Genomic DNA, 16495 nt, shown 5'->3' on the forward strand with positions numbered 1-16495 from the left:
AAAAGATGCCAGAAGTTAGTCTGACTACTTTCTCCGATGTCGTTTTGGCAGTCTCCCTTCTGTCGCCTGGATTTCTGATATCTTACTTTAAGAATACTTTTATATCAGGACGTCACCCAAGAATTTCTGAGCGCATCGTTGAACTGTTAATTATTTCATCTGTCTATTATGCGTCTTTTGGTGCAATTTTTGTTTATTTCAAATGGTTGGGTTGGATACCACTGTTCTTGTTGCTTTTCCTGATTCCGATGCTCTTGGGGCTATGTTCGGGTGTTGCCAGTCAGAAAAGGTGGTTTGAGCGTATTTATGAGGCCCTAGGCTTAAATCCAATTCACCCAGCTACGACAGGCTGGGATTTTTTGTTTGGCACAATGGATAGTAATAAATGGATTGTTGTTACCTTGTCCGATGGCACGAAAATCAGAGGCTGGTTCGACCGAAACTCTGGTGCATCAACTGATTTATCGAGGCGTGATATTTACATCAACGACATTAGGAGAGAAGATTTTAGTAATTTCGAATCTGATGGACGAAAGCGCGGGATCTGGCTTCATGAGGATGAAATCAGGCACATAGAAGTGATATCTGACTAGGAGGCATGAATGAGTGATAAGAAAGTAGATCCGAGAGTAAATGTCGACAAAGTTTATCGACCGGCTCAGAACAATAATGAAGGAGTTGTTACCTCACAAAATAGCTACCAAGGGCCAACCAGTTCAGGTGAACCAAAAAATCCGCCATCCTCGGATTCGGCGTCCAGCGGTAAGGAAGACTAATTCAACCTTTGAGAAATCACTCATCGTGGTGACGGCCTTCTTTTTTAAGATGCTTGAACCAGATTGACTAACTTTTCTGGCTATGGCGTAGCCCGGCGTGCCTTTGGACACAAAGACTCAAGCCGGAAGTGCGAGCCGCTACATGCGCTTTGAACGTCAGCCGGGTTGGCCGCCCCCCCCAAAAAAACCGACCAAAACCGCCCCGACCGCTCTGGCATCCGCCGCTCACCCCCTTATCTTAGGCCGAACGGCGAAAAAACGCTTGTTCAACCGTGGCCCCATCCGATTTAAGGGGCCGCGCGGAACGATAACAGGGAGCAGACATGACGAACGGTGGCGGCTTACTACCCATCATCGCCCTCTTGCCCTTTCTGGGGGCATTGATACCGGGCATCATGATCCGGGCGGGGCGCAATGCCAGCGCCGCCTTCACCGCAGTGCCCACGATCATCGCCCTGGCGATGCTGGGCGTGCTGGCCCCGCAGGTGATGGCGGGCGAGGTGCTGACCGCGCAGATCGCATGGCTGCCGCAGCTGGGCCTGTCTGCCAGCTTCTTCCTCGACGGTCTGGGCCTGCTGTTCGCGGTCATGATCCTGGGCGTCGGGCTGCTGATCACGCTTTACGCGCGGTTTTACCTGTCGGGCGACGATCCGATGGGGCAGTTCTATACCTACCTTCTGCTGTTCCAGGGCGCGATGCTGGGCATCGTGATTTCCGACAACATCCTGCTTTTGCTGATCTTCTGGGAGCTGACGAGCCTCAGTTCCTTCCTGCTGATCGGCTATTGGAAACACCTGCCCGAGGGGAGGCAGGGCGCGCGCATGGCGCTGGCGGTCACCGGCTCGGGCGGGCTGGCGATGATCGCGGGGATGCTGATCCTCGGCAATATCGCGGGCAGCTACAACCTGACCGACATCCTGCAACAGGGCGAGGCGATCCGCGCCTCGGACTGGTATCTTCCGGCGCTGATCCTGATCCTGCTGGGCGCCTTCACCAAGTCGGCGCAGTTCCCGTTCCATTTCTGGCTGCCGCACGCGATGGCGGCGCCGACGCCGGTTTCGGCCTACCTGCATTCCGCCACGATGGTAAAGGCGGGCGTGTTCCTGATGGCGCGCATGTGGCCGGTGCTGGCGGGCACCGATGCGTGGTTCTACATCGTGTCGATCACCGGGCTGGTGACGATGGTGCTGGGCGCGCTGATCGCGCTGTTCAAGGACGACCTCAAGGCGCTGCTGGCGTTTTCCACGGTCAGCCATCTGGGGCTTTTGACGATGCTGCTGGGCTTCGGCACGCAGGCGGCGGCGGTCGCGGCGGTGTTTCACATCATCAATCACCTGACCTTCAAGGCGGCGCTGTTCATGACGGCGGGGATCGTCGATCACGAAACCCACACCCGCGATATCAGGCGGCTGGGCGGGCTGGCCAAGTTCATGCCGATTACCGCGCTGATCGGCACGGTGGCGGCGCTGTCGATGGCGGGCATCCCGTTCTTCAACGGCTTCCTGTCCAAGGAAATGATGCTGGAAGAGGCGTCGCACACCCTGTGGTTCCGCAACGACTGGATCGTGCCGGTGCTGGCGACGCTGGGCGCGCTGTTGTCGGTGGCCTATTCGCTGCGCTTCATCTTCCACGTCTTCGCGGGCCCCGCGCGCGACGATTACCCCGCCAAGCCGCACGATCCGCCCTTCGGCATGTATGCCGCCCCGGCGTTCCTGTGCGTGCTGGTGCTGGCCATCGGGATATTTCCCGCCCTGGCCGAGCCTGTGGTGACCATGGCGGCCAGCGCCGTGACCGGGGCCGAGTTGCATCCGCATCTCAAGCTCTGGCATGGCGTGACGCCCGCGCTGTTCATGTCGATCATCGCGGTGGCGGGCGGCGCGATCCTGCTGGGGCTGCACCGCCCGCTCGACCGCGCCTGGCAGGCTGCCCCGCGCCCCGAGGCCAAGGCGATCTTCGACGCCACTATGGCGGGGGCGGTCGCGGCCTCGCGCGCGCTTACCGAGGGGCTGCATAACGGCGCGATCAGCCGCTACCTGGCGATCTTCGTCGCCGCCACGGTGGCGCTGACCTGGATCGCCTTTTCCGGCGGAACGCTCAGCCCGCCCACGCGGCCGCTGCTGCCGGTCGCGCCGGTGGTGATGGTCGGCTGGGTGCTGCTGGTGGCGGCGGCGGCGCTGGTGGTGTTCAACCACCGCAACCGGTTCCGCGCGCTGGTGCTGATCGGGATCATCGGGCTGATGATCTCGGGCGGGTTCGTCTACCTGTCGGCACCCGACCTGGCGCTGACGCAGATCTCGGTCGAGACGGTGACGATCATGCTGCTGCTGCTGGCGCTGCATTTCCTGCCCAAGACCACCCCGGTCGAAAGCAGCGCCGGGCTGCGCCTGCGCGACGGGGCGATCGCCATCGCCGCCGGGGTGGGGGTGGCCGCGCTGACCATGGCCTTCCTGATGCGCGATTTCGACAGCATCTCGGACTACCACCTTGCCAATTCCTACGAGGGCGGCGGCGGCACCAATGTCGTCAACGTGATCCTGGTGGATTTCCGGGGCTATGACACCTTCGGCGAGATCATCGTGCTGGGCATCGCCGGGCTGACCATCTTCGCCCTGATGGAGGCGCTGCTGTCCGGCCCGGCCGCCCGCCGGCTGCGCAACACCGATTACAGCCAGGACCGCTCGCGCGACCGCCACCCGCTGATGATGGTGGTGGCGACCCGCGCCATGCTGCCCATCGCCACGATGGTCGGCGTCTACATCTTCCTGCGCGGGCACAACCAGCCCGGCGGCGGCTTCGTCGCGGGCCTGGTGATCTCGATCGCGCTGCTGATGCAGTACATGGCCTCGGGCTTCGGCTGGACACAGACGCGTCAGCGGGTCGAATACCATTCGATGATCGGCTGGGGCGTGCTGGTGGCTGGCCTGACGGGGGCCGCGGCCTGGCTGGGCGGGGCGCCGTTCCTGACCAGCATCTATGGCTATATCAAGCTGCCCTGGATCGAGAAATTCGGCCTCGGCTCGGCCTTCCTGTTCGATCTGGGCGTGTTCCTGACGGTGCTGGGGGCGGTGATGCTGATGCTTTACAGCCTGTCGCGCATCGCGCGCTACGCGGGCGAGACCGTGAATATCGAGCCGATGGATTACGATCCGTCACTGAAATCAGAGCTGAAAAAGCCGGGGGAGGAGTGACATGGAGCTGTTGGTTGCAAGCTCGGTCGGCGTGCTGACCGCCGGCGGGGTCTACCTGATCCTGCGGTTGCGCGCCTTCGCGGTGATCCTGGGGCTGGCGCTGCTGTCCTATGCGGTGAATGTCTTTCTGTTCTCGACGGGGCGGCTGATGGTCAACGCGCCACCGATACTGCAGAAATACGGCGATGCCAGCTATACCGATCCGCTGCCGCAGGCGCTGGTGCTGACCGCGATCGTGATCTCCTTCGGGATGACGGCGGTTCTGGTGATGATCGCGCTCGGCGCGTTTCTCGAGGCCGACCATGACCGGATCGACATGGACGACGACACCGCGACCGGCCCCGCCGGCGAGGAGCCCGGCGCATGAACCACTGGATTATCGCCCCGGTCGTCCTGCCCGCCATCCTTGCGCCGGTCATCGCCTTCGTGATGCGGCACGATATCACGCTGGCGCGTGCGGCGTCCTTCGCGGGCACCATCACGCTGGCCGCGATCTGCATCGGTCTGACTGTCACCGCCGCAGGCGGGGAAACCGTTTCCTACGCGCTGGGCAACTGGCCCGCGCCCTTTGGCATCGTGCTGGTGCTCGACCGGTTGTCGGCGGTCATGCTGCTGCTGACCGCGCTTCTGGCGCTGATCGTGCTGCTGCACGCGGCGGCGACCGGCTGGGACGCGCGCGGACGGCATTTCCACGCGCTGTTCCAGTTCCAGCTGATGGGGATCTGCGGCGCCTTCCTGACCGGCGACGCCTTCAACCTCTTCGTCTTTTTCGAGGTGCTGCTGATCGCCTCCTACGGGCTGATGATCCATGGCGGCGGGCGCGTGCGCCTGCAGGCCGGGCTGCAATACGTGGTGATGAACCTGGCCGGGTCGACCCTGTTCCTGTTCGCGCTGGGCACGCTTTACGCGGCCACCGGCACGCTGAACATCGCGGATCTCGCCGAAAAGGTGCGTGCCCTGCCGGTCGAGGACGCGGCACTGGTGCGTTCGGCGGCGATGATGCTGATGATCGTCTTTGCGATCAAGGCGGCGCTGTTCCCGGTGCAGTTCTGGCTGCCGGGCACCTATGCCAACGCGCCCGCCCCGGTGGCGGCGCTGTTCGCCATCATGACCAAGGTGGGGGCTTATGCCATCGTCCGCGTGCACAGCGTGGTGTTCGGCCCCGACGTGCCGGTGCTGGCCGGGCTGCCGGGCACATGGCTGATGCCGGCGGCGCTCGTGACGCTGGCCGTCGGCGCCATCGGTGTGCTGGGGGCGCGGCGGCTGATGCCGCTTCTGTCCTTCTCGGTCGTGGGCTCCATGGGCACGATGATGATCGCGGTCGCGGCCTTCACGCCGCAGGCGACCAGCGCGGCGCTTTACTACCTCGTGCATTCCACCTTTTCGGCGGCGGCGCTGTTCCTGCTGGCCGACCTCGTGGTATCGCGGCGCGACACCGGCGACCTGCTGCGCCCGCAGTCGCCCACCGTGCAGAACGGGCTGTTCGCGGCGCTGTTCTTTGCCGGGGCCATCGGGATGGTGGGGATGCCGCCGCTCAGCGGGTTCCTCGGCAAGCTGCTGATCCTCGATGCGATGCGGGACACGCCGGAAATGGCCATTGCCTTCGTGGCGATCCTGCTGGGCTCGCTTCTGATGCTGGTCGGCTTTGCCCGCGCGGGCAGTATCCTGTTCTGGAAATCCACCGCGATCGGGCCCGCGCCCACGGATGCCACCGCCGACGAGGTCGCCGCCGAGAGCCCGGAGCCCGCCCGGTTCCTCGAGGTTGCACCGACGGCGGCGGCGCTGGCGCTGCTGGCGGGGCTGGCGGTGTTCGCCGGGCCGGTCAGCGGCTATCTGGGCGCGGCATCCTGGCAACTGTTCGACAGCAGCGGCTATGTCGCCGCGGTGCTGGGCCAGGACGAGGAGGGCTGATCCCATGTTGAAACGTGTCTTCCCCCACCCTTTGCTCAGCCTGACGCTGGCTGTCGTGTGGCTGGCCCTGGTGAACAAGGTCACGCCGGGCAACCTGCTGCTGGGGCTGCTGCTGGGCATCGCGATCCCCTTCGTCACCGCGCCCTACTGGCCGGGCCGCCCGATCATCAAGCGCCCGCTGCGGGTGGTCGAATACGTGTTCATCGTGCTGTGGGATATCGTCGTCGCCAATTTCCAGGTCGCGGCGATCATCCTGTTCCGGCGCAACAGCAACATCCGCTCGCACTGGATCACCGTCCCGCTGGAGCTGACCTCGCCCGAGGCGATCACCGTGCTGGCCGGCACCATCACCATGACGCCAGGCACCGTCTCGGCGATGCTGTCGGCCGATGGCAGCGCGATCCTGGTGCATTGCCTGCATACCGACGACCCCGAGGCGGTGCGCGACGACATCAAGCAACGCTATGAATGGCGGCTGAAGGAGATGTTCCAATGATCACCTGGGCCCTGCTTTTCGCCTTCGGCTGTTTCGGGCTGGGGCTTTTGTTCAACCTCTGGCGCATCACCACGGGGCCGGACACGGCCGACCGCATCCTTGCGCTGGACACCATGGTCATCAACATCATCGCGCTGCTGATCCTTTACGGGATCTGGCGCGGCACCGCCGTCTATTACGAGGCGTCGATGCTGATCGCGATGGTTGGTTTCGTGTCGACCGTGGCCTATTGCCGCTTCGTGCTGCGCGGCGATATCATCGAATAGGAGGCGCCGGATGGAACTTGCGACGGAAATCCTGATCTCGTTTTTCCTGGTCCTGGCGGGTGTGTTCGGGCTGGTCGGGTCGCTGGGGATGGTCAAGCTGACGAACACGATGCAGCGCCTGCACGCGCCGACCAAAGCCACGACGCTGGGCGTGGGCGGCGTGCTGATCGCCTCGATGCTGTATTTCCTGCTGGTCGAGGGCACGTTCAGCTTTCACGAGTTGCTGATCGCGCTGTTCCTGTTCATCACCGCGCCGATCAGCGCCAATTTCATCGCCAAGACCTATATCCAGGCCCACCTGCGCGAAGCGGACCTGCCGTCGAGCGAGGGCGAATACGGCTGGTCGGTCTATGACGATCCGCCCGAATCCGACGACGAGGGCGAAGGCTTCGCCTGACCGGGCGGGCCGGTCATGGCAGGGGATGCGAAGATGCTGACACTCGACCACATCGCGGTTGCCGCCGAAACGCTGGACGAGGGCCGCGCCTTTGCCGAGGATCTGCTGGGCATCCCGCTTTTGCCCGGTGGCCGGCACGCGGCGATGGGCACGCACAACATGCTGTTGGGGTTGCAGGACGGGCTGTATCTCGAACTGATCGCCATCGACCCCGACGCCCCGCCGCCCGGCCGGCCGCGCTGGTTCGACCTAGACCGGTTCTCGGGCCCGCCGCGCCTGACCAACTGGATCTGCCGGGTGCCGGATCTGGAGGCCGTGCTCGGGCGGCTGCCTGCGGGCGAACCGCTCGACCTGGCGCGGGGCGATCTGCGCTGGCGCATGGGCGTGCCCGCTGACGGGCATCTGCCCTTCGACAATTGCCACCCCGCGCTTATCGAATGGCAGGGCGATGTGCATCCGATGGACCGGCTGCCCAATTCCGGCCTGCGGCTTTCCGCCCTGCGCATCCTGCATCCGCGCGCCGACGAAATGCAGGCGCTGCTGGCCCCGGTGCTGGAGGATGGCCGGATCGCCTTTGTGCCCGCCGACACCCCCGCGCTTGAGGCGGTGATCGAAACGCCTGCCGGCGAACGGGTGCTGCGATGACGATCCGCCCGGCACGTGCCACGGATGCGCAGGCGATCGCGGCGATCTGGAACCCGATGATCCGCGATACCGCGATCACCTTCACCACTGCCGAAAAGACCGAGGCCGGACTGCAGGCGGATATCGCCGCGCGCGACGGCGCCTTCTGGGTCGCGGACGAAGGCGGGCATGTGCTGGGCTTCGCCACCTATGCGCAGTTTCGCGGCGGTCCCGGCTATGCCCGGACGATGGAACACACGGTGATCCTGTCGCCGCTGGCGCATGGCCGTGGCATCGGCCGCGCGCTGATGACGGCCCTGTGCGATCACGCCAAAGGGCAGGGCGTGCACAGCATGTGGGCCGGCGTCAGCGCGGAAAACCCCGCCGCCGTCGCCTTCCACGCGCGCATCGGCTTTGCCGAGGTCGCGCGCCTGCCCGAGGTGGGGTTCAAGTTCGGGCGCTGGATGGACCTGATCCTGATGCAAAAAATTCTCTGACACCGTCCTGACAGCGCCGCGCGCAAAGGGTAGGGTGCGCGCCATGTCGATCTGGACCCGCATATCCGACGCGCTGTCCGCGCTTGCCAGTGGCGAGCCGCTGTCCGCCGTTTTCGACCGGCTGCGCACGCCGCCGGAACGCTCGGTCGCGTTCACCATCGCGGTGATCGCGCTGGGCGCCAAGATGGCCAAGGCCGACGGGCTGGTGACGCGCGACGAGGTTACCGCCTTCCGCGAGGTGTTCCAGATCGCCGCCGAGGACGAGGCGCAGGCGGCGCGCGTCTTCAACCTCGCCCGGCAGGACGTGGCGGGGTTCGAGGATTATGCCCGCAAGATCAAGGCGATGTTCGAGCGCACCGAAGGCCCGCTTTGCGACCTGATGGAGGGGCTCTTCCACATCGCGCTGGCCGATGGCACCTACCACCCGGCCGAGGATGCGTTCCTGGAACGGGTGGCCGATATCTTCGGCCTGCCAGAGCATGATTTCCGCAGCCTGCGCGCCCGGTTCGTGCCCGATGCGACGCCCGATCCCTATGCCGTGCTGGGCGTTACGCCCGACATGCCGATGGCGGATATCCGCGGCGCCTGGAAGCGGCTGGTGCGCGAAAACCACCCCGACGCCCTGACCGCGCGCGGCCTGCCGCAAGAGGCGGTCAGGATGGCCGAACGGCGGATGAACGACATCAACCGCGCCTGGGACGAGATCAGCAAGGGCAAGGCCGCCTGATGCGCATCGCCACCTACAACGTGGAATGGTTCAACAACCTGTTCGACGACCAGGGCGGGGTGCTGGACAATCGCGGCTGGTCGGGGCGGCACGATGTGCGGCGCACCGACCAGCTTGCCGCGCTGGGGATCGTGTTCACCGCGTTGAACGCCGACGCCATCATGGTGATCGAGGCGCCCGACCATAACGGGCGGCGCACAACCGTGCCGGCGCTGGAAAATTTCGCCGGTTACTTCGACCTGCGCGCGCGCAAGGCGGTGATGGGCTTTCCCAACGACACACAGCAGGAAATCGCGCTGCTTTACGATCCCGACACCATGAGCGCGCGGCACGATCCGCTGGGCGATCCGACCGGCAAGAAGGGCGATCCCGGCAGCCCGCGTTTCGACGGGGTGTTCCGCATCGACCTGGATATCGACGCGACCGAGGATCTGGTGAGATTTTCCAAGCCCCCGCTGGAGTTGGCGATCGAAACCGTGTCGGGGCGCAGCCTGCGGATGATCGGCGCGCACCTGAAATCCAAGGCGCCGCACGGCGCGCAGAACCGGGACGAGGTGATGCGCATGGCCATCGCCAACCGGCGCAAGCAGCTGGCGCAGGCGATCTGGCTGCGCGGGCGGGTGGACGAGCACCTGGCGCGGGGCGAGTCGCTGATCCTGCTGGGCGATCTGAACGACGGTCCGGGGCTGGACGAATACGAGGATCTGTTCGGCCGGTCCTCGGTCGAAATCGTGATGGGCACGGAGGGGCATCAACCGCTGTGCGACCCCCATGCCCACCGGGCGCTGCAACAGCGGATCGGGGCGATGCCGACCTCGGCCAGGTTCTATTTATCCACTGAAAAGAGATACTTGCAGGCGCTTCTTGATTACATCATGATCTCTGAGGACCTGCGCGCGCTGGAGCCGCGCTGGCGCATCTGGCACCCGTTCGACGATCCGGTCTGCTGGTCCACGCCCGAGCTGCGCGATGCGCTGATTACCGCCTCGGATCATTTCCCGGTGACGCTCGATATCGGTCTGTGACTCAAAATCGCCCGGCGGATCGCTTATATTGCGGGCATGAAACGCTTTGCCCTTGCCCTTGTCGTCGCGTCCCTTCCTGTCTCTTCCATTGCGCAAGAGGCTGAAAAGGATGGATTTTCCCTGATGGAAGAAGGTGCGCGCATGTTCCTGCGCGGCATGATGGAGCAGGCCGAACCGGCGATGAAAGAGCTTCAGCGGCTGGTCGAGGACATGGAGCCGGCCATGCGGCAATTCGTGCAGGAAATGGGGCCGGCGCTGAACGAATTGCTGGGCAAGGTCGACGACCTGTCGAATTATCACCCGCCCGAAATGCTGCCCAATGGCGACATCATCATGCGCCGCAAACTGCCCATGCCACCCGCTGACGAGGGCGAGGGCGAGATCGAGCTTTAGCGGCGGGCGGGCCGTTAACCGCGCGGTCCGGCACGCAAACCGCGCGGTTCCTGACAGAACATGACCGGAAACCGCGCGGTTTCCCACGAAACCTGCGCGGTTTTGCCGGTGCGGAGAGGGCCATTCGGTTAACAGCCGGTAAATTTCACGGGGTTCCGGTGGCCCCCGTGGCCGGATCGCGCGGTTCGTGCCGAAAACCGCGCGGTCGTTAACCTTTGTCGGGGGCGGCCTGTCTGGCGGTGGCGGGGCGGCGCAGCTTGACCCGGCTTTCTGCGCCCAGCGTCCCGGCCAGCGACAGGAACCGCGCCTCGGCCACCTCGCCGAACAGCGGTTCGGCCTCGTGGCTGAGCCAGAGTTCCAGTTCCTTCTTCTTGGGGAACCAGCGCATTTCGCCCATCGGCGCGCCCTGCAGCCACAGCATCGCGCCAAAGCGCATCGCCTTGCCCAGAACCTCGGCCTGGTGGACCTCTTTTTCCGGGATCAGCTCGTACATTTCCTCGAACCGGGTGCCGTCGCGCTTGTTGGTGTAGCGGTGCATCAGCGCCAGCCCCACGAATACGCGTTCGGCATGTTTCAGCCCGCCCAGGTTGGCGCGGGTTGCGTTGTCGAAACAGACCTCGGCGCGGTAATCGGGATGCGCGCGCCAGCTGACATCGTGCAGCAGGCAGGCCGCGCGGATCAGCCGCTTGCGTTCGTCCGACGCGCCGGAAAACAGCGGCAGGACAAAGTGATAGAGCTGCCGGCCAAAGCCGGGCAGGCGGGCGTCCTTGGCCTCGGCAAAGCGGCAGGCCTCGATCAGCGGGTCGCGGTCGCGCAATTCCTGCGGCATCTGCTCGTAAAGCATCCCCTCGCGGATGCCGTAGCTGCTGATGGCGATATCGTGCGGCTTGAAGGTCTTGACCACCTCTTTCAGGACCTCGGCCGCCAGCGGCACCAGCCCCATCCGGCTGGCCGAGACATCGGCACGGTTGCGCAGATCCTCGGCATCCTGCGTTTCGATGTATTTCACGGTTTCCTGCACCGACCTGCGGCTCATCCGGTATTCGTGCAGCACGTGCAGCGGATAGCCGCGCCGCTCCATGTCGATGCGGGCGATGGCCCGCCACGAGCCGCCGACCAGGAACAGCCGGTTTTCCTGCGGCCCCAGTTGCCGGGCCAGGCCGGTCAGGGTGGCGCGGATATAGTCGCGCCGCGCCTTCCTGCCGCCCTTGAGGGTGGCCAGTTTCAGCGGACCCAGCGCCGATGTCTCGCGCCGGCCGACGCGGCCGCCGTCGATTTCGGCCAGTTCCATGGACGAGCCGCCGATATCGCAGACCAGCCCGTAAGAGCCGGGCCAGCCCAGAAGAACGCCCTGCGCGGACAGTCGTGCCTCTTCGCGGCCGTCGATGACGTGGATCTTCAGCCCGGTTTCGCGCAGCACCTCGTCGCAGAATTCGGGGCCGTCCTCGGCATCGCGCACGGCGGCGGTGGCGACGGCGGTCAGCGGCGCGATGCCCATGCCCTCGGCCAGGTGCTGGAACCGGCGCAGCGCCGACAGCGCCCGCACCCGGCCCGCGGGCGACAGCCGCCCGGTCTTGCCCAGCCCCTCGCCCAGGGCGCACATGATCTTTTCGTTGTAGAAATAGGCGGGGCTGCGCGCCGCGCCGTCGAACACCACCAGCCGGACCGAGTTCGACCCCACGTCCACCACCCCCACGCGGGCCAGCGCCCGCGCCTTGGGGTCGTTGAAAAGCGGCCTGCCGAACGGCCCCCAGTCCTGCGGGCCCGTGCCGGTCATGTCGGTCATCCTCTGGCTCCGTGCCGTTTTGACCCGTTTATGGACGGGGGCGCGGCGGGGGTCAATCACCCGGGGGTGCGGCATGGGCGGGGCGGGCATCGCGGGGGTCGCGTTCGGCCGAAAGGAAGCCGCCCAGCAGGTGCAGCTCGGCCACGTTGTCGCAGATCACCTTGAGCAGCACCAGGAACGGCACCGCCATCAGCATCCCCGGAATCCCCCACAGCCAGCCCCAGACCAGCACCGTCAGGAACACCGCGACGGTGTTCAGCTCCAGCCGCCGGCCCAGCAGCCAGGGCGTGACGATCTGCCCTTCGAGAGCGGTCAGCGCGGCATAGCCCAGCGGCGGCACGAGGCCGGTGGCGACGTCGGGATAATAGCTCAGCCCGTAGACGCCCAGCAGCAGCACGCCGATGATCCCGCCGAGATAGGGCAGGTAGTTCAGCACGAAGGCCGCCGCCCCCCAGAGCAGCGGATCGGGAAAGCCCAGCAGCCACAGGTAGCCGGCCAGCACCGCGCCGAGGCCGATATTGATCAGCGTGATCGACAGCAGGTAGCGCGAGATGCGCGCCTCGATATCGAAGATCACCTTGCGCACGTGGTCGCGGTCGCGGGGAAAGGCGTTGAGGATCTTGAGCAGCACAAGGTCGCCCGATCCGAGGATCAGCATGGCGAGGATTGCGCCGATCGCGATGGACGAGCCGAAATTCGCCGTCTTGCCCAGCAGGGTCGACAGGATGCCGGGCCCGTCGGTGCGCACCTCGGGGGCGGTGCTGGCGCCCTGGGCGATCTGTTCGACCTCCCTGGTGGCGTCGTGCATTTCCTTGACCGAGGAAAACAGCGCCTCCAGTTTCCAGCGCAGTTCGGCCACCATCTGCGGGATCTGCGCGACCCAGTCGGACAGCACCCCGGAGAGCGAATAGAAGAATCCGGCGATGGCCGCCGCCAGCGTGGCGATGACCAGGAACGCGGCGACCGGGGCGGGCAGGCCCGCGCGGCACAGCGCCCGCACCACCGGCCGCAGGGTCAGTGCGAGGAACAGCCCGAACAGGATCGGGAACAGCACGTCGCGCGCGATCAGCACCGCGCCGAACAGCAGGATCAGGAATATCCCGATCAGCAGCCCCTCGATCAGGGCCATGTCGCGCGAGCGCGGCGCCGGCATGGTTATTTGCGGCCCGACAGGAACCCGGCGAGGAACCCCGCCAGCACGATATAGGGCGCGGCCTTGCCGATTTCCTGCCCGGCCTCGCGGCTGAGCGTTTCAAGCTGTTGCTCGATCTCGGGCGGCAGCGCCGCGCTGTCGCGCGCCCGGCTGCGCGCGACCTGGCCCGCGATCAGCAGCACCAGCGCGCCCAGCCCCAGCGCCAGCAGCGCCATCACGAAGGCGGCGGCGACCGGCCCCAGCCCGGCAGAGAGCAGCATGTAGCCGCCGAAGGCCGCGAAGCCGACCGCGATGCAGAAGAACACGGCCGCCACCGCGCCGCCCCCGGCCTTGAGGACGGCGCGGCGGGCTTTCGCCTCGGCCTGTCGCTCGGCCAGGCGCAGGGCCTGGCCGGCGAGCTTTGCAAGGGGGATCATTTGCGGCCCAGAAGCCCGGCAAGGATGAACCCCGCGCCAAAGGCGATGGCGGTCGCGGCCAGCGGGTTGGCGCGGATCTGATCCTCGGTCGCGGCGCGGGCGCGCTGGCCCTGCCGGACCGCGCTGTCATAGGCGGCGCGGGCCTCGTCGGACAGGCTTTCCAGCCCGGCCTGCGCCTGCGCGACCCGGTCATGGCCGATTTCGCGGGCGCGATCCCCGGCCAGTTTCGCCAGCGTTTCGATGTCCTTGCGGGCAAGGGCCAGCTGGTCTTCGAGTTCCTGTTGCTTGGTCATCTCTTATCCCTCCGTTCGGTATTGCGAATATCAGACGGTCCGGTGCTCAGACCGGGGGTTTGCCTCGTACTGCGCGCGCGATCATGGCGACCAGGAAGAGGATGATGAAAACGTAAAAGATGATCTTGGCGATCCCGGCCGAGGCCGCGGCGATCCCGCCGAAACCCAGCACACCGGCGATCAGTGCGATAACCAGAAAAGTAAGTGCCCAACCCAACATATCTTGACCTCCTTGTTCAATTTGGTCGAGCCGTTGAATATACGCTGGATTTGATCATACTCCAACCGATCGGCGGAATCCCGCGAATTCCGAAGGGTGGGCGCGGGGCCTTAGTCCTCGGTATGTGTCAGTTTCGGAACGTCTTTCGCGCCCGCCGAGCCGCGCCCGGACAGGGACGGGTTTTCCATGAAGAACCGGTGCGCGGAAAAGGCGAACCGCCCCTCGGGCACATCGACGCGATGAAATTTGCCGTCGGGCGACATCGTCCAGCTTTGCGCCACGTCGGCCAGATTCGCGGCCATGATCTGGCTGACGATCTGCGCCTTGACGGTGGGGTTCTCGATATCCACCAGCGTTTCGACCCGGCGGTTGAGGTTGCGGCCCATCCAGTCGGCGGACGAGATGAACACCCGCGCCTGTTTCGAGGGCAGCCCGTGGCCGTTGCCGAAGCAGATGATGCGGGAATGTTCCAGGAACCGGCCGATGATGGATTTCACCCGGATATTTTCCGACATGCCCTTGATACCGGGGCGCAGCCCGCAGATGCCGCGGATCACGCAGTCGATCCTTACCCCGGCGCGGCTGGCCTCGTAGAGTGCGTCGATCATGCCGGGCTCGATCAGCGAGTTCATCTTGATCCAGATCTGCGCGGGCTTTCCGGCGCGGGCGTGCTCGGCCTCGGCGGCGATCATTTCCAGCATCTTCGGCTTCAGGCTGTGCGGGCTGATCGACAGGTTTTCCAGCCCCTCGGGCATGGCATAGCCCGAGAGGTAGTTGAACACCTTGGTCGCATCGCGCCCCAGCGCCGCGTCGCAGGTGAAAAAGGACAGGTCGGTATAAATCTTCGCGGTGATCGGGTGATAGTTGCCGGTGCCGTAATGGGTATAGGTCACCAGCTTGTCGCCCTCGCGCCGGACCACGGTGGAAATCTTGGCGTGGGTCTTCCAGTCGACGAAGCCATAGACCACATGCGCGCCCGCGCGTTCCAGCCGCCGCGACTGGCGGATATTGGCGGCCTCGTCGAAACGGGCCTTGAGCTCGACCAGCGCGGTGACGGATTTGCCGTCCTCGGCGGCCTCGCACAGCGCCTCGACGATGGGGGAGTTGCGCGAGGTGCGGTAGAGCGTCTGCTTGATCGCCACCACGTCGGGGTCGCGCGCGGCCTGTTGCAGGAACCGCACCACCATGTCGAAGGTTTCATAGGGGTGGTGCAGCAGCATGTCCTTTTGCCGGATCGCGGCGAACATGTCGCCGTCGAAATCCTGCACCCGTTCGGGCACGCGCGGGGTGAAGGGCGGCCACAGAAGGTCGGGGCGGGCGTCGAGCACCAGTTCCCTGACGTCGGCGATGCCGATCATGCCGTGCACCTCGACCACCTCGTCGGGTTCCACGTGCAGTTCTTCCATGATGACGGCGGTCAGCGCCTCGGGGGCGCCGGCGGAGATCTTCATGCGCACCACCTCGCCCCGGCGGCGGCGTTTCAGCGCGACCTCGAATTCGCGCACGAGGTCTTCGGCCTCTTCCTCGACCTCGAGATCGCTGTCGCGCAGCACGCGGAAGGCGCAGTGCCCCTTGAGCGTGTAGCCCGGAAACAGGCTGTCGAGATGCAGCAGAAGCACCTCTTCGAGCGGCAGGAAGCGGTGCGCGCCCTCGTCCGAGGGCAGCGCCACGAAGCGGTCGATCTGGTGCGGGATCGGCAACAGCGCCTGCAACGCGCGCTTGTCGCTTTTGCGCTGAAGCTGCAGCGCCAGGCTGAACCCGGTGTTGGGAATGAAGGGGAAGGGATGCGCGGGGTCGATCGCCAGCGGCGACAGCACCGGAAAGACATTGATCAGGAAGTGATCGGCCAGATAGGCGCGATCCGCGGCGGTCAGGTCGCCGGGTTCCAGCAGGACGATGTTTTCGGCGGTCAGTTCGCGGCGCAGCTCGCCGAAGATGCGCTGCTGCGATTCCATCAGGTTGCGCGCGTCCTCGTTGATCAGGACAAGCTGTTCGGCGGGCGTCAGCCCGTCGGCGGCGGGGGTGGTGTTGCCGGCATGGGCCAGTTCGCGCAGGCCCGCCACGCGCACGGTGTAGAATTCATCGAGATTGGTGGCCGAGATCGACAGGAACCGCACCCGTTCCAGCAGCGGCACGCGGGGATTCTCGGCCTCTTCCAGAACGCGCCAGTTGAAGCCCAGCCAGCTGAGTTCGCGGTTGTAGAACCGCCCCGGCCCGGACTGGTCCAGGTCGGGCATGTCGACGGCGGGCGGGAAGGGGGCGTTGAGGAAATCGGCGGTGGTCATGAGGACGGTATCGGTCCTTTCTGTGACGGGATTATGAAGGCG

General features: G+C 65.3%; 19 protein-coding genes. 13 read left to right on the forward strand and 6 right to left on the reverse strand.

The window, feature by feature from the left end; all coding sequences use genetic code 11:
* The first annotated feature begins 5 nt into the window (after positions 1-5).
* From F3H87_RS02980 to F3H87_RS03035, 13 genes are all read left to right on the forward strand, one after another.
* A complete protein-coding gene (locus F3H87_RS02980) occupies positions 6-593 on the forward strand; it encodes a DUF6338 family protein (protein ID WP_149786521.1) in 588 nt (195 codons plus the stop codon).
* A gap of 9 nt (positions 594-602) precedes the next feature.
* Positions 603-776, forward strand: coding sequence for a hypothetical protein (locus tag F3H87_RS21750; RefSeq protein ID WP_188129129.1), 174 nt, complete (start codon positions 603-605; stop codon positions 774-776).
* 323 nt (positions 777-1099) lie between these two features.
* Positions 1100-3964 carry a monovalent cation/H+ antiporter subunit A gene (locus F3H87_RS02985; RefSeq protein WP_149786520.1) on the forward strand — a complete coding sequence of 955 codons (2865 nt, stop codon included), beginning with the start codon at positions 1100-1102 and terminating at the stop codon, positions 3962-3964.
* Between the two features lies 1 nt (position 3965).
* Positions 3966-4331, forward strand: a complete 366-nt coding sequence (locus F3H87_RS02990; RefSeq protein ID WP_149786519.1) for a Na+/H+ antiporter subunit C — start codon at positions 3966-3968, stop codon at positions 4329-4331.
* Positions 4328-5875 carry a monovalent cation/H+ antiporter subunit D gene (locus tag F3H87_RS02995; RefSeq protein WP_149786518.1) on the forward strand — a complete coding sequence of 516 codons (1548 nt, stop codon included), beginning with the start codon at positions 4328-4330 and terminating at the stop codon, positions 5873-5875. Before F3H87_RS02990 ends, F3H87_RS02995 begins: the two co-directional genes overlap by 4 nt.
* A 4-nt stretch (positions 5876-5879) precedes the next feature.
* Positions 5880-6371 carry a Na+/H+ antiporter subunit E gene (locus F3H87_RS03000; protein WP_149786517.1) on the forward strand — a complete coding sequence of 164 codons (492 nt, stop codon included), beginning with the start codon at positions 5880-5882 and terminating at the stop codon, positions 6369-6371.
* The gene (locus F3H87_RS03005; RefSeq protein ID WP_149786516.1) at positions 6368-6637 is read left to right on the forward strand and encodes a K+/H+ antiporter subunit F; all 270 of its coding nucleotides are present in this window, start codon (positions 6368-6370) and stop codon (positions 6635-6637) included. Before F3H87_RS03000 ends, F3H87_RS03005 begins: the two co-directional genes overlap by 4 nt.
* A 10-nt stretch (positions 6638-6647) precedes the next feature.
* Positions 6648-7034, forward strand: a complete 387-nt coding sequence (locus F3H87_RS03010; RefSeq protein WP_149786515.1) for a Na+/H+ antiporter subunit G — start codon at positions 6648-6650, stop codon at positions 7032-7034.
* A 33-nt stretch (positions 7035-7067) separates the two neighbouring features.
* The gene (locus F3H87_RS03015; RefSeq protein ID WP_149786514.1) at positions 7068-7679 is read left to right on the forward strand and encodes a VOC family protein; all 612 of its coding nucleotides are present in this window, start codon (positions 7068-7070) and stop codon (positions 7677-7679) included.
* Complete coding sequence (locus F3H87_RS03020; RefSeq protein WP_149786513.1) at positions 7676-8155, forward strand: GNAT family N-acetyltransferase; 480 nt, start codon at positions 7676-7678, stop codon at positions 8153-8155. Before F3H87_RS03015 ends, F3H87_RS03020 begins: the two co-directional genes overlap by 4 nt.
* Positions 8156-8198: 43 nt before the next feature.
* Positions 8199-8882, forward strand: a complete 684-nt coding sequence (locus tag F3H87_RS03025) for a molecular chaperone DjiA (protein WP_149786512.1) — start codon at positions 8199-8201, stop codon at positions 8880-8882.
* On the forward strand, positions 8882-9907 hold the full coding sequence (locus F3H87_RS03030) for an endonuclease/exonuclease/phosphatase family protein (RefSeq protein WP_149786511.1): 1026 nt from the start codon (positions 8882-8884) through the stop codon (positions 9905-9907). The genes F3H87_RS03025 and F3H87_RS03030 overlap by 1 nt, the downstream gene beginning before the upstream one ends.
* Positions 9908-10030: 123 nt before the next feature.
* Positions 10031-10300 (forward strand): hypothetical protein, encoded by a 270-nt coding sequence (locus F3H87_RS03035; protein WP_317511015.1) that lies wholly within the window; start codon positions 10031-10033, stop codon positions 10298-10300.
* Between the two features lie 208 nt (positions 10301-10508).
* Here the strand turns inward: F3H87_RS03035 and F3H87_RS03040 are convergent, their stop codons facing one another.
* The 6 genes from F3H87_RS03040 to F3H87_RS03065 form a co-directional block, all read right to left on the reverse strand.
* Positions 10509-12086, reverse strand: coding sequence for a Ppx/GppA family phosphatase (locus tag F3H87_RS03040; RefSeq protein ID WP_149786509.1), 1578 nt, complete (start codon positions 12084-12086; stop codon positions 10509-10511).
* A gap of 52 nt (positions 12087-12138) precedes the next feature.
* Entirely contained in the window at positions 12139-13239 is a 1101-nt protein-coding gene (locus F3H87_RS03045; RefSeq protein WP_149786508.1) for an AI-2E family transporter, read from the reverse strand.
* A 2-nt stretch (positions 13240-13241) separates the two neighbouring features.
* Complete coding sequence (locus F3H87_RS03050) at positions 13242-13655, reverse strand: phage holin family protein (protein WP_149786507.1); 414 nt, start codon at positions 13653-13655, stop codon at positions 13242-13244.
* On the reverse strand, positions 13652-13948 hold the full coding sequence (locus F3H87_RS03055; protein ID WP_149786506.1) for a DUF883 family protein: 297 nt from the start codon (positions 13946-13948) through the stop codon (positions 13652-13654). Before F3H87_RS03055 ends, F3H87_RS03050 begins: the two co-directional genes overlap by 4 nt.
* A gap of 46 nt (positions 13949-13994) precedes the next feature.
* Positions 13995-14168, reverse strand: coding sequence for a DUF1328 domain-containing protein (locus F3H87_RS03060; protein WP_149786505.1), 174 nt, complete (start codon positions 14166-14168; stop codon positions 13995-13997).
* Positions 14169-14278: 110 nt separating this feature from the next.
* Entirely contained in the window at positions 14279-16453 is a 2175-nt protein-coding gene (locus F3H87_RS03065; protein WP_149786504.1) for an RNA degradosome polyphosphate kinase, read from the reverse strand.
* Positions 16454-16495: the final 42 nt, after the last annotated feature.

This window comes from Lutimaribacter pacificus, from assembly GCF_900142185.1.
Classification (GTDB): domain Bacteria; phylum Pseudomonadota; class Alphaproteobacteria; order Rhodobacterales; family Rhodobacteraceae; genus Lutimaribacter; species Lutimaribacter pacificus.

Coding starts and splice junctions, on each gene's coding strand:
- F3H87_RS03065 (WP_149786504.1), bottom strand. CDS start 16,453: ATGACCACCGCCGATTTCCTCAACGCCCCCTTCCCGCCCGCCGTCGAC.
- F3H87_RS03000 (WP_149786517.1), top strand. CDS start 5,880: ATGTTGAAACGTGTCTTCCCCCACCCTTTGCTCAGCCTGACGCTGGCT.
- F3H87_RS03060 (WP_149786505.1), bottom strand. CDS start 14,168: ATGTTGGGTTGGGCACTTACTTTTCTGGTTATCGCACTGATCGCCGGT.
- F3H87_RS03055 (WP_149786506.1), bottom strand. CDS start 13,948: ATGACCAAGCAACAGGAACTCGAAGACCAGCTGGCCCTTGCCCGCAAG.
- F3H87_RS03050 (WP_149786507.1), bottom strand. CDS start 13,655: ATGATCCCCCTTGCAAAGCTCGCCGGCCAGGCCCTGCGCCTGGCCGAG.
- F3H87_RS03010 (WP_149786515.1), top strand. CDS start 6,648: ATGGAACTTGCGACGGAAATCCTGATCTCGTTTTTCCTGGTCCTGGCG.
- F3H87_RS03015 (WP_149786514.1), top strand. CDS start 7,068: ATGCTGACACTCGACCACATCGCGGTTGCCGCCGAAACGCTGGACGAG.
- F3H87_RS21750 (WP_188129129.1), top strand. CDS start 603: ATGAGTGATAAGAAAGTAGATCCGAGAGTAAATGTCGACAAAGTTTAT.
- F3H87_RS03005 (WP_149786516.1), top strand. CDS start 6,368: ATGATCACCTGGGCCCTGCTTTTCGCCTTCGGCTGTTTCGGGCTGGGG.
- F3H87_RS03035 (WP_317511015.1), top strand. CDS start 10,031: ATGGAAGAAGGTGCGCGCATGTTCCTGCGCGGCATGATGGAGCAGGCC.
- F3H87_RS02985 (WP_149786520.1), top strand. CDS start 1,100: ATGACGAACGGTGGCGGCTTACTACCCATCATCGCCCTCTTGCCCTTT.
- F3H87_RS02995 (WP_149786518.1), top strand. CDS start 4,328: ATGAACCACTGGATTATCGCCCCGGTCGTCCTGCCCGCCATCCTTGCG.
- F3H87_RS03025 (WP_149786512.1), top strand. CDS start 8,199: ATGTCGATCTGGACCCGCATATCCGACGCGCTGTCCGCGCTTGCCAGT.
- F3H87_RS03045 (WP_149786508.1), bottom strand. CDS start 13,239: ATGCCGGCGCCGCGCTCGCGCGACATGGCCCTGATCGAGGGGCTGCTG.
- F3H87_RS02980 (WP_149786521.1), top strand. CDS start 6: ATGCCAGAAGTTAGTCTGACTACTTTCTCCGATGTCGTTTTGGCAGTC.
- F3H87_RS03030 (WP_149786511.1), top strand. CDS start 8,882: ATGCGCATCGCCACCTACAACGTGGAATGGTTCAACAACCTGTTCGAC.
- F3H87_RS02990 (WP_149786519.1), top strand. CDS start 3,966: ATGGAGCTGTTGGTTGCAAGCTCGGTCGGCGTGCTGACCGCCGGCGGG.
- F3H87_RS03020 (WP_149786513.1), top strand. CDS start 7,676: ATGACGATCCGCCCGGCACGTGCCACGGATGCGCAGGCGATCGCGGCG.
- F3H87_RS03040 (WP_149786509.1), bottom strand. CDS start 12,086: ATGACCGACATGACCGGCACGGGCCCGCAGGACTGGGGGCCGTTCGGC.